Raw genomic sequence first — 12,252 nt, 5'->3', positions numbered from 1 at the left:
CCTGGGCGAAATGCGCCTGGTAAGCAGAGTTTTTGAAATGTAAGGCCTTTGAATAAGACAAAAGGCTGCCTCATCGCTAACTTTGCAACAGTGCCTGATTCAAGTGTACAATAAAAATCCGTATTGAATATAAATGAAATTTAACATGTCAAACACAAATAAATATCAATATGATAAAGCTAACGCCGATCATCATGCAAATCAGCTTAACAGGAACAAAGGAACCAGCAAACTAATAAGGGAAATAGCAAAAGCACAAGAAATACTGATAAGCAAAAAAAAACTAACCAGTATAAATGATAGATTGCTCTACTTGTCAAATGGTGTTCTCTGGTGAACACCATTACTTTATATCGTCCTAGCGCATCAGCTACAGGATAATATAAATAAGATATTTCAATTAAAAATTACCAAACTAAAAATCCCTATGAATCTTTAAATATTGCAAATATTTTCGCCACCTTCGTTAATAGGCATTAACTACAATCAAAAATACAATGAGAATGAAACCATAATGAGCTCGGCTCCTCATGATTTGATATTAGTAATATGCTAAATTTTTATGATTTTATCGCTAGCTTCTTATGTTGGCCCTGAACAACCCAAACAAATGCATATATACAACTGTAGCAATTTTTGCGTGATAACAGTCTAATACCTTAGAAACCACAAGAATTGCATAGAAAATATTTGCACTCTAATAATATTATCAATTAATTTTATCAGGGAGTAAAAATAGATTTCGTTCACAGATACAGAGCAAGATCATAACATACCTTGTTCAACAGATTTACTGGGTAAAAATGAGGAAGACTTTTTATTCGAACCTAACCATTCAGCCTGAATTTAATATCCGGACGCAGCCAGTATTCAAGGCACCAGCGGCCTGCCTCTCCCAAACCATCCGTTTTCGCGGCCACAAATAACTGCGTCGCGTGCTTATGCTCAAGCATAGATTTCTTTATTAATCTACCATTGTTCAGTAGCGGCCTGGCTAAATGATGGGGAAGGTATCCTATCGCAGTATTACTTTTTATCAGCGAAATAGCGATTTCAAGATCGGGTACAAATACTGCTTTTTGTCCCTCAAGATGCCAGGCATAAAGAGGGATAAAATTCGTCGCCGTATCCCGGATGCAAACAGCAGTATATTGGCGTAACTCTCTGTTTTCTAATGGGTGAATGTGAGTAGCTAGCGAATGTTGCGGACCAACAACAAAATCCCAATCCATATAGCCAACATGTTCGCTTATTATTCCATCACTGGATGGCACGGAGTGAGGGGCGCCAACAACCACATCCGCACGATTGTGATAAATGGCGTCCCAGCAGCCGTTATAAACTTCAGTGTTTACTGTTAACTGCGTAAAGTCGAATGTTTTTTCAAATTCTGAAATAAATTCTGAAATAATATTTTTAGGCACAATATTATTAAATGCTACCGTTAATTCTTGTTCAACCCCAGTATGGATTAATGTGGTATTACGACATAAAGAATCAATATCGTTGAGAATGGGTTTACTGTGTTGAATAAAGTACTCCCCTGAAGGAGTTAGCCCGATGTTTCGTCCCTTACGCTCGAATAACTCCACGCCGAGGCTTTCTTCCAGCTTTTTTATTGTATAGCTTAACGCCGAAGGTACTTTATTGAGCTGTTCAGCGGCCGTTGCAATGCTCTGATAGTGTGCAACCAGATGAACTATGCGCAATACTTCATCAGAAATGAACATCTCTATCTCCCTGTGTTGCTATCCCGGCAGTACCTCTGATTCTGATCGTCGCCTGTAAATCATAGATGATGGTGACACCTATAAACATAACACAAGGGATTTAGTTTGGAAAAAGCCAGCACCCGATAGCGTGACGCCAGGCTGCAAGGATTTGTCGCAGGAGCAAACTCTCCCCCCTCCTGCTAACGCCGCGATTGTCATCAGCATGGATAGCAGCCGCGGCGGATTTAAGGGTTACCGCAGCGGATTACTCCTCTCCAATCCAGGTGCCGGTTTTATGCTGCAAAGCCGCGTGAATGGCATTCGGACTGGTAATAAGTCCCTTCGCACTTCTCCCTTTCGACTGGCTACGCGACACAAAATCAACAATCGCTTCGACCTTGGGCTGCATACTTCCTTCACCAAATTGCCCTTCTTTGAGCAATTGTTGAGCCTCAGCGATAGTCAGGCTATTGATCCCCCGCTGCTCGGGCGTACCAAAGTTGACAGCAACCTGTTCAACCCCAGTGGATATCAGCAGTAATTCGGCATGGAGTTTATCTGCTATCAGGGCTGAGGCTAAATCCTTATCAACAACCGCCTCTACACCATGCAACATTCCATCACGATCGCGAACAACGGGAATACCGCCACCGCCACAGGCAATCACAATACAACCGTAACGCAATAACTGAGCAATGGTTTCAAGCTCAATAATTTCCAGTGGCTGAGGTGATGGAACGGTACGTCTCCAGCCGCGCCCTGAGTCCTCCATGATTGTCCAGCCCAGCTCTTTCTGGCGCTGCATAGCGGTATGGCGATCCAGAAACGCGCCAATGGGTTTTGAGGGGTGGCTGAACGCGGCATCATCTTTATCGACAAGGGTTTGCGTCACTAGTGAGACTATAGGTTTGTGAATACCGCGCCGCTGCAGCTCATTTTTGAACGCTTTCTGGAACATATAACCAATCGCTCCCTGCGTATCACCCACCGCGTAGTCGAGGGGGACCGGAGAGACTTCCTCCCGGGATATTTCAGAACGACGCAGAATGAAGCCGACCTGTGGCCCGTTGCCATGAGTTAACAACATTTCCCAACCGACCTCGATCATATCGCAAAGATAGCGAACGGAATCAGTGACACACGCATACTGTTCATCAATACTATTACGCTTGTCATCGGCAATGAGCGCATTTCCGCCCACGGCCACAACGGCTAAAGGTTTACTCATTCGGGATTCTCCTCAGTGAGCTTTTGCGCAAGAGCCCGAATCGCTGCACTAAAGCAGGCCATCGGAGCCGTGGTGATTCCGGCGCCAATCTGGCCAACGCCGGCTTCCTTATGGGCGATACCGGTGTTGATAATCGGTAGTATGCTGCGATCGACAACTTTACGCGCGTCGATACCGGCCGCGGTCGGTGAAAAGTTCAGGGCAGGTAGAGTAAACGCAGGGTTTGAGCCCACGGTAATAAACTGCATGCGTCGGCTATTTTCAGTTGCATCAGCGGGGGTCCCCCCCACAAATTTAACGATGGCCGGGGAAGATGCCATCGCAAAGCCGCCCACGCCTGCGGTTTCAGTAATGGCGCTATCTCCCAGATCAGCCGCGGCGTCCTCTACGCTATAGCCAGGGAAAAATAACCCTTCTACCGGGTTGGCCGGCGCCTGGAACCACTGGTCACCAAGGCCCGAGAGCCGGATACCGAAGTTGACGCCATTTCGTGCCATAACAGTCACTAGCGAGCTGAATGGTACATTAGCGGCGGCATCCATCATCGACTTACTTGCCGCCATAGAAAGATTCAGGAAGAAATGATCGTTACCAGAAATAAATGACACGACCTTCTGAAGCTGGACGTTCGGTAAGTTACATCTCAGCAGCACGGGAAATAAACGCTTAATTAGCAGCCCCGTCGCGGCGGCATTACGGTTATGTACCTCATCCCCCATATGCAACGCCTGAGCCATTATGGGTTTTAGTTCAAGCTCACCCAACTGGCACACCGCCGCTTTCATTACCGGGCCTAATTCCTGCGATATCCATGTTAAGCGCTCCAGGACCTCTTCATTGTTCGCCCCAAAGCGTAAAACTTTGCCCAGGCCTTCATTAAAGTTACTGAAGGCACGCTTGCCGTTAGTTTTATTTTCGATTACCCACAACGGCATCGAAGGACTAATAACGCCGGCCATAGGGCCAACGGCGTCGTAATGGTGGCACGGAGCAAGGGCAATTTCGCCATTAAGAACCAAACGAGATGCCACATCTTTACTTGCCGCCCAGCCTTCAAACAATATTGCGCCGATAATGGCACCCTTGACCGGCCCGCACATCTCTTCCCAAGCGATAGGGGGACCGGCATGCAGAATTAATTTTTGTTCCGCCATTGCCGGAATCGCCACAGCCGCGGTCAGGACATCCACTAATACCGGCTGAGCGTCAAGATAGCGCCCCATTGCCACCTGATTGGCGCGCTCCACGACGGGATGGTTAATAAGCCCCGCGAGGGACAGCCCGGTAAAACGATCCCCTTCAGCGGGCGGCTGCCAGTTCAAAGGAGTGACCTTTCCCCCGGCTTGCCTGATATTATCGGCAAAACTGGCAAGGCCTTCGTTAATCACATTAAGTGACTGAGAAAATAATGAGTTCATATCAGTTCCTTATTTATTTCCCAGATTATTTACTGCGCTGGCGGCCCAGCATGTAGCCTGAGCGTTGCTGTCAGCAACCAGAACGCCATAGCGTCTCAAGGCGCCAATTTGCACGCTACGCTGTTGTGGATCGCTCTGTGTTCCACAAACATGGGCTATTAATAACGGGCTGGCCGCTCTGTTGGTAGCATTGAGCAGTTTCAGTAATTCTTCGGCTGGCTCCGGTGCTGCGCCATAGCCAAGAACAAGATCAAAAAGCACAACCGCCGTTTGCGGATCGTTAATTTCAGCGATAATCCGCTGATTACGCAGCGTCGGGTCGATCATGGGGTGTGGACGGCCGCGGGTGAAATCATCATCCCCCATATCAATTAAGGTATGCCCCTCACTCTGCCAGATATTATTTAGCGCTAAGTTTCCTTTTATTGGCGTATTAGAATGGGCGGTTATACCATTACGCTGGCAAATTAACTGACTTTCATAACAAAATGTTCCGCCCGCAAAAACGCCCCGTATATATCTACGTGAATTATCGGCGCCGTTAATCTGCGTTTGCTTTTGAATAAATTCATCTTCAGTACAGCATGCTGATGACTGCGCCTGCTGAGCGGACTCTGGCGCAACAAACGACATAGCCAGTTCAGCGGCCTCTGCCAGCGTTAATGCGGCAACAACACCTGGCCGCGTAACGCTCTGCGGTGCAGCACCTAAAAAGTTTACAACAACGGGTTTTCCTGCTTTCTGCGCTTGGGTGAGAACCCTTTCCGCAACGTCATAGGCTGGCGGTTTGGAAATAAGGACAATCACCTGCGTCTCATCATCTTCCGCCAGGGCATTCAGCCCCATCAGCATGCTGATACCACCAATTTCCTCGTGTAAATCATGGCCACCGGTCCCTAACGCCTGGGAAATCCCTCCGCCCAATTGATCAATGCGGCAGGTGACTTCCTGCAACCCCGTGCCGGAAGCACCAACAATGCCAATACCCCCTCTGCGGACAACGTTAGCAAACCCCAGCGGGATCCCATTAACAATCGCCGTACCGCAATCAGGCCCCATCACCAACCGATTTTTCTGCCGAGCAAGGGTTTTGATCGCTTTTTCCTCGGCGAGACTCACATTGTCACTAAACAGCATGACATGCATACCGAGCTCAATAGCTTTGATTGCCTCGGCGGCAGCATAATCGCCGGGAACGGAGATCAGCGCCAAATTAGCCTCTGGATCCTGTTCAGCCGCCATAGCCAAGCTGGTAAACTGTACCAGCCTTCTCCCGGCTTCTGTATCAGCCTGCGGCTTACTGTTAAGTTTCTCCTTCGCCAGTGCCAGTGCCTGCTCGCAGGCCTCATCTTCCCCCATAATCGCAATAATAAGATCGTTAGGACCTGCAGCAATATTGTCGCCCAGCCCTGCGTCTCTTAATTGAATAAGATTGGTCTCACTTCCCATCACAACGGATGCCTGCTTAATACCAGGCAAATTGATGATGCTTGCGGAAACCTGCATTAGGGAAACGGAATCCTGATAAAGATTTTTAAAAATACCGTGTAGTACTTTCATGTAGGCTACCTGTTCATTCGCCATTGCCATAAGAAATCAGCAACAATTAGTCGTAAGAGGGAAAATCCCTCCGGTAAAACACATCGTGTTATGCCTTAATGAATGCGGGTTGACGCACGTATGCCATGAAGTAGTCCAGCCAGACAATCGACTCCGGAAGAGGCGCCAAACCGCATGACAGCTGTCGCCGCCGCCGCAAGAGGCGAAGGTGAAAAAGGCGCCGATAGGTGCGTCAGCAGCTGACAAATCGCTTCAGAAAAATGGCCCTCCGTCGCGCGCTTCAGATAATGCTGGCTAATATCATTGGTACGATCCAGCCTCGATATAATAATTCTGGTAAGCGCCCGTCGATGCCTCGAAATAATGTCCTGTGGCAAAAAAGAGATGGCTGCGAGATATCCGAGAAGATAATCGTCGCCATCGGGTGTCAGACCGAAACCAAAACCAATTAATCCGTCAACCAGCTGGCTAATCTGCTGCTCATTATCTTCAATGGCGATATTTACTTCGCGCAATGGTCGATTTACCTGTTTAGCCATATTATCGGGCAACAGCATAATTGCACTTTTGATCGGATATCTCTGACTGTACACTTTTAATTGCTCAGCAAGAAACGTATATTTCCTTTCAGTTTCCGTCATTATTAATGGATATAAGTCTGTTTGCTGCCAACGTTTAACATGGCGTATATCCATTTGCCAAACCGGGTTGCTGAATATACCATCACCGAACGTAATCCCCGCACGCCCGGTACAACGCCAATCCCAGTTCGCCGGTACGCTAACAATAATAGTATCAGGATGATTTAAACCGGTGTGCTCCGAAGCCAGTATCAGTAATTCACCATCAGACAACAATAAATTCATCGTATTTGTAAAGCAGCTGTGAACATTTATTTGTTGATTCCCGGCATCGTTCAGACGGTCAATGGCCAAATACCCGACCGTAACGGGAATCAGTGTTAAAGATGTCATATTTCACCTCCATCGGAGAATTACCGATAATGATTCAACCTTATATCCACCACAAGTAAAAATAAATAATTGGCCATCTTCCATTGGTCAGGTAAATACCTGCCAGAGACTGGAATCATAAAATATCATTTATACGGCAGAACAATTCAATAAAAGCGAAAAATGAATTAAATAAATAAACTTCAACCCTCGCGATTTCAGCTAACGGATGGTTCAGGTGATCGCGGAAGAACCAGATTCAATATAATTGCCGCCATTCCACCAATCGCCACACCCGACTCCAGGAGCACGGCCAGCGATGGCGAAAAGGCATCAAAAGCGTCTTTCGGCGCCAGGCCAAACCCCAGTCCGAGTGCGAGAGAGGTTGAAAAAACCATGGCTGCTCGCTGGTCGAACGGTCCTGAATCCTTAATCTGGGCGACGCCTGACCCGACGATAGAGCCGAACATAATCAGAGACGCTCCACCGAGCACCGGTGCCGGCATTCCCGCGACCAGGGCTGAAAATTTGGGAATCAACCCAAGTGCAATCAGAACCACACCCGCTGAGGCAACCACATAGCGGCTTGCCACGCGAGTGATACTGATGACCCCTATATTCTGGGCAAAACAGGTCAGAGGAAAACCGTTAAGCAGCGGCGCGACAATCGAGCCGATACCATCGACTGAGATTGCGCCAGACAAATGCTTATGCGTGATCTCTCTGCGTACCGCAGCTCCCGTACCGTATGTATTACCAATGCTTTCCAGTACGGCGGTAAGTTGAGCAATCATCATGATGACAATGGCCGAATACGAAAAAGTCGGCCAACCAAAATGCAGCAAATCAGGAAAAGAGACCCAGGAAGCATCCTGCACGTGGTGGAGGTCAAGAATGCCGAGCAGTGCCGATACAACATATCCCAGCATAATGGCAATAATGACGGAAAACGATGATAACAAGCCTTTTCGCGACTGGCTGGCAACCAGTAATGCCACCAGCACAACGCCGCCGATCAGAAAACATACCGGCTTGCCATAAAGTTCACTATGCCCACCAGCAAGCCAGGTGAATCCCAGCGGCAGCAGCTTGATACCAATCAGTGAAACAATAGTTCCGGTCACCAGCGGAGGAATCAGTTTCTGCACTCTTCCAATAAAAAAACTGAGGATCCAGGCGACAAACCCGCACACCATGGATGCGCCAAACACGGCCTGGATCCCCATCTGCGACCCCACCGTGATACTGGGTGCAATGAAGACAAACGCCGAGCCCATGCAAATGGGCAACCGGGATCCCAGATGTCCTAAACCAAGGCATTGAATCAGCGTACCAGTACCGCTAACAATCAAGCTGCCCTGGACCAGAACAGTAATATCCGTACTGGGCAGACCAAGCGCCATGCCCACCACCAACGGTACGGCTACCAGACCTGAGAACAGCACCAGCACGTGCTGAATCCCCATTAACAGCAAAGATAGAAACGGGGGCTTCTCATCAATTCCGACAAAGTGGTTATTCATGTGCATCACCTCTCATCGTAAAACCAAGTCCGGCTCGCTCCCTGCCCGGCAGGGCCGCCCCGCGGTTGTTCTGGCGCAGGAGTGAGCGTGATTAACCGCTCGTTCCCCCTTGCCAGGCTGCTTACACTTTCGCGATTACGCTAATGGGACCGCCGCCATCTGGCCCCTGATGCTCAGCCCCCCCGGAGACATACACGAGCGGGTCACGTGTAATTGCGGCAATGGCTGCATTGACCACGGCCCGGGCCGAGCGGGTATGGTTGATATCAGAGTCGTCCTGCATCGTATTTCTTCTTCCCCGCACCGTTCCTGTGGAGCTTGCTTCAGCCTTGGCCAACACATTTACGATCCGATCCAGCTCTTCCTGCGGCGGCAGACCGTCAAATTCAAGACCGGCTTCACGCATAGCGGCAAACAGGGCATCGATATCAATAGCATCCTGCATCACCGCATGCCCGATGCGCAGATCGCTGGTCGTGTTTTCAGCGTTTCCGATAACAATAATTTCATCCTTCAGAAGTTCCACACCTGCCGAAGTAGACGCCACACCGGAATAAAGCGTCCAGTCCTGACAAATGACCTTATCGTTCAACGCATCTTCTGACACTTCACCGAGGGCCAGCGCGACGCCGAGGGCGGATGCCCCTCTGGAGTAGGCCATTGATTTATACGTATCATGAACAGCAACGGTTTGACCGCGCACTCTGGCGTCCTCAATACGATCTGCCGTCAGTAAAGGACACTTGATTTGCACAAAATGAACATCCTGCGGATCGGTAATGCCAGCATCTTTCATCGCAATACGCACCCCTTCAGCGACTTCTTTCACCTGCGCCATTCTGCCAATTTCTTCTGGGAGAAAATCCCGGGTAAAGGCAATACCGGCTGCCAGACGTTTACCTTCCTTTGCGGGTTGATCCACCTCTTTGCGGGTAAACACCGTCAGATGGGGCGACATTACGCCTTCCGTGCCGCCTGACATGACAAATGCGATCCGCTCCTGTACGGCGCTGACGGACATATCTAATTGCTCAGCCATGAAGATAGAGAGGCTTTGCGTTGCAAAACCGCGGGTAAAGTCGTTAACGCAACCATTACCTTCAGTTTTACCCAATACAGCAATAATATCACGTGGATCAACACTACCATTCTCAATCAAATTTTTCAGACCAGATACATCATCCGGCGATGCAGTTGGAATACGGAACACTTCAACTTTTTGCATAGTGTATTTCCTCTTTTTCAGATACCAGGGACAGCAAGTTTTGTAAGATGTTTTATAAGAAGAATCCCATGATGCACAGTATCGCCGCAACGCCAGCCATATAAGGTGCATTAATTTTAACAATTCGCTGAATATCCAGCTTGAATGACTGTGACAGTGAAGCCACGTTGATTTGAACCGGGCTCATTTGCGTGCCCACACCTACAGCAAGTGCCGCCAGACCAATTTGTGTAATAGAAAGCCCGGACTCCACCATAATCGGCATGACCAGGGTACTGACCCCCACGCTGTATCCTCCTGCCGGAATCGAGATGCAAAAAGCAATAAATACAGCCACGGGTACGGTAACAAAGGCGGGTGATGATTTAATAAATTCAGCAATGTAGGTGAACGTACCAATTTCCGCCAGTATGTTGATAAAACCGAGGAAAATGCCAATTGCGAATAGTTTTGTTAGCAGGAAAGAAGAGTTCTGTACCAGTTCTTCAGCCAGCTTACCGGGAGACTGACGTGTTACTGCAAAACCCAGCATCAACGTACTGAACATATTAAATATCGGGCTAAACAGCGAATAATCGAATAACTCATTCAAGTTTTTGCCTGCCACAACGACTACCAGAAAATATACGGGAGGCATGACCTTAATTAACTGTTCTTTCAGCGTAACATCGGACATCGTATCCTCATCCTGCAGGACGCTTCCGCTTTTCCAGACGCCGAATGCAGCGATAGTCATTCCCAAAGTCCACAAGCAGACGGTAATGGGGAACATCGTATCGCTATAGGTTGCAATTTCAATGTTGGCAATTTTTGAAATAGCGGCCGCATCGGCCCCTGAAGGTGACGTCATAAAGCTCGCGGCAGTCACAATTGCCATGCCCGCTATCAGCTGTGGAACAGCACCTACAATCGCCAGCGCAAGAGGCCCGGTTACCATGGTATTACCCGCCCCAAGCCCTGCGGCATAAGTTGCTAACGCCTGAGTGAGTACAATCGCCGCCGCAATGAGATATTGCTTTCGGCCAAACACTCTGCGACTCAGACCGAGCAACGCTTCAAAACCACCGAGTTTAGCCAGTACCAACGCCACAGCAGAATAGATAACCGGGGTGATAATTCCCGTCATCCCGGGAATTGATGTCATAACGATCTTACTTGCCTGCGAAAAACCGATGCCACCAACCAGCATCGCGGTTAGTCCGCCCACCAGTCCTGCCAGAATCATATGCTTATTTCGCAAAACGAGTATCAACATTACCAACAATGGCAATAACACGACTATTTCCATAAAAACATCACCGCCGTAATTTTATTATTCACCAGAATTAAAATACCGGATCACTGTATAAATTAGGTTTCACTAACACAGGCAATAATTAATCATCTTTTCTGCTACTGACAACTTACGATTATTATTGAACTAAAAAAAGCAAAATTATTTATACCTCAACAACGATTTATTTGTATCTCACCAGCCCACTACGGCTAAATGTGAGCCACTGCGCATCGACTAGGCTTCCAGTCAAATTATTTGAGTCAACAGATTCGCTCGCATCAAATTTTTACATGTAAAAAGGTCGTCTGGCGCAGATATTATAGGGGTCGGTTCCGGCTGAGGGCGAAATGACACCCTAAGCGTTAGCTCTGTGTCGTTGCACGATGTCAGCGACGGTATTCTTGCTGATACCGAGCTCGCGTGCGATCCAGCGATAGCTGCGTCCCTCGGCCCTCATAGCAACCACCTTAGGCAAAAGTCGGTCTGATTTTGGTCGCACTCCGGCCTGACGACCAAGCCTCTTACCACGTGCCTTCGCAACAGCAAGGCCTGACTTGACCCGCTCGCTGATGAGATCCCGCTCAAACTCCGCAATGCCGGAAAGAAACGTCGCCAGCATTCGTCCATACGGCGACGAAAGATCGAACGCCATTCCATTCATGGCTATCACGGAAACCTTCCAGTTCTCCAGTTCACGTAGCGTATTGAGCAGATCGAGCGTCGAGCGCCCCCACCGGGAAAGCTCAGTGACCAGGATTGCATCAATTTGTCTGGACTGGGCAAGCGCCAGGACTTTCTTTCGCTCGGCCCGGTCGAGTTTAGTTCCTGAACCTGTTTCCTTAAATATTCCCACCACGTCGTAGCCGGCACGGCCGGCGAAGGCTCGCAGATCAAATTCCTGGCGTTCACAAGACTGATCCGCTGTTGAAACCCGGCAGTAAATGGCGGCACGATGTCCCAATTGAACCCTCCTGGATTTTTGTATCGGAACGCCCTGATTTATATGGGCTGGCTGTTGTCCAAAACAGACTATACTTCAAAAGGGACGAATTTGTATGTCACGACGCCATATTTTCACCGAACGGCAGCGAGCAGCGCTGTTCGATCTGCCCACGGACGAACTGTCGCTACTGAAGTTCTACACGCTGGGCGATGATGACCTGGAAAACATTAGGCAGGGCACTGTTGCAAAGTTAGCGATGAGGCAGCCTTTTGTCTTATTCAAAGGCCTTACATTTCAAAAACTCTGCTTACCAGGCGCTTTTCGCCCAGGGGATCACCATAATAAAATGCTGAGGCCTGGCCTTTGCGTAGTGCACGCATCACCTCAATACCTTTGATGGTGGCGTAAGCCGTC

9 protein-coding genes and 1 pseudogene are annotated in these 12,252 nt (G+C 48.7%); all 10 read right to left on the bottom strand.

Features of this window, described 5'->3' with window-relative positions:
* Positions 1-827: 827 nt before the first annotated feature.
* The gene (locus LZP96_RS23280) at positions 828-1,730 is read right to left on the bottom strand and encodes a LysR substrate-binding domain-containing protein (protein WP_049592198.1); all 903 of its coding nucleotides are present in this window, start codon (positions 1,728-1,730) and stop codon (positions 828-830) included.
* A 247-nt stretch (positions 1,731-1,977) separates the two neighbouring features.
* Positions 1,978-2,940: a carbamate kinase gene (locus LZP96_RS23275; RefSeq protein WP_001549941.1), complete on the bottom strand. Its 963-nt coding sequence runs from the start codon at positions 2,938-2,940 to the stop codon at positions 1,978-1,980.
* Entirely contained in the window at positions 2,937-4,358 is a 1,422-nt protein-coding gene (locus LZP96_RS23270; protein WP_049592199.1) for a YlbE family protein, read from the bottom strand. Before LZP96_RS23270 ends, LZP96_RS23275 begins: the two co-directional genes overlap by 4 nt.
* A 9-nt stretch (positions 4,359-4,367) precedes the next feature.
* Positions 4,368-5,918 carry an acyl-CoA synthetase FdrA gene (gene fdrA, locus LZP96_RS23265; RefSeq protein WP_049592200.1) on the bottom strand — a complete coding sequence of 517 codons (1,551 nt, stop codon included), beginning with the start codon at positions 5,916-5,918 and terminating at the stop codon, positions 4,368-4,370.
* Positions 5,919-6,013: 95 nt separating this feature from the next.
* On the bottom strand, positions 6,014-6,892 hold the full coding sequence (locus LZP96_RS23260; protein WP_044257108.1) for an oxamate carbamoyltransferase subunit AllH family protein: 879 nt from the start codon (positions 6,890-6,892) through the stop codon (positions 6,014-6,016).
* Between the two features lie 197 nt (positions 6,893-7,089).
* A complete protein-coding gene (locus LZP96_RS23255; RefSeq protein ID WP_001549946.1) occupies positions 7,090-8,394 on the bottom strand; it encodes a uracil-xanthine permease family protein in 1,305 nt (434 codons plus the stop codon).
* A gap of 121 nt (positions 8,395-8,515) precedes the next feature.
* Positions 8,516-9,619, bottom strand: coding sequence for a cyanuric acid amidohydrolase (gene atzD / locus LZP96_RS23250; RefSeq protein ID WP_001549947.1), 1,104 nt, complete (start codon positions 9,617-9,619; stop codon positions 8,516-8,518).
* A 52-nt stretch (positions 9,620-9,671) separates the two neighbouring features.
* Positions 9,672-10,907, bottom strand: coding sequence for a hypothetical protein (locus tag LZP96_RS23245; protein ID WP_001549948.1), 1,236 nt, complete (start codon positions 10,905-10,907; stop codon positions 9,672-9,674).
* Between the two features lie 343 nt (positions 10,908-11,250).
* Positions 11,251-11,856, bottom strand: coding sequence for a recombinase family protein (locus LZP96_RS23240; protein WP_000509966.1), 606 nt, complete (start codon positions 11,854-11,856; stop codon positions 11,251-11,253).
* Positions 11,857-12,125: 269 nt separating this feature from the next.
* Positions 12,126-12,252, bottom strand: a pseudogene (locus LZP96_RS23235) (IS6 family transposase); the annotation flags it as partial.

It is taken from the genome of Huaxiibacter chinensis (genome assembly GCF_022171985.1).
Classification (GTDB): domain Bacteria; phylum Pseudomonadota; class Gammaproteobacteria; order Enterobacterales; family Enterobacteriaceae; genus Enterobacter; species Enterobacter chinensis_A.
This window is presented reverse-complemented; position numbering and strand designations above follow the sequence as displayed.

Excerpts from the sequence above, each read along its gene's own strand:
- LZP96_RS23260 (WP_044257108.1), bottom strand. The coding sequence starts at position 6,892 with ATGACATCTTTAACACTGATTCCCGTTACGGTCGGGTATTTGGCCATT.
- LZP96_RS23275 (WP_001549941.1), bottom strand. The coding sequence starts at position 2,940 with ATGAGTAAACCTTTAGCCGTTGTGGCCGTGGGCGGAAATGCGCTCATT.
- fdrA (WP_049592200.1), bottom strand. The coding sequence starts at position 5,918 with ATGAAAGTACTACACGGTATTTTTAAAAATCTTTATCAGGATTCCGTT.
- atzD (WP_001549947.1), bottom strand. The coding sequence starts at position 9,619 with ATGCAAAAAGTTGAAGTGTTCCGTATTCCAACTGCATCGCCGGATGAT.
- LZP96_RS23270 (WP_049592199.1), bottom strand. The coding sequence starts at position 4,358 with ATGAACTCATTATTTTCTCAGTCACTTAATGTGATTAACGAAGGCCTT.
- LZP96_RS23245 (WP_001549948.1), bottom strand. The coding sequence starts at position 10,907 with ATGGAAATAGTCGTGTTATTGCCATTGTTGGTAATGTTGATACTCGTT.
- LZP96_RS23280 (WP_049592198.1), bottom strand. The coding sequence starts at position 1,730 with ATGTTCATTTCTGATGAAGTATTGCGCATAGTTCATCTGGTTGCACAC.
- LZP96_RS23255 (WP_001549946.1), bottom strand. The coding sequence starts at position 8,394 with ATGAATAACCACTTTGTCGGAATTGATGAGAAGCCCCCGTTTCTATCT.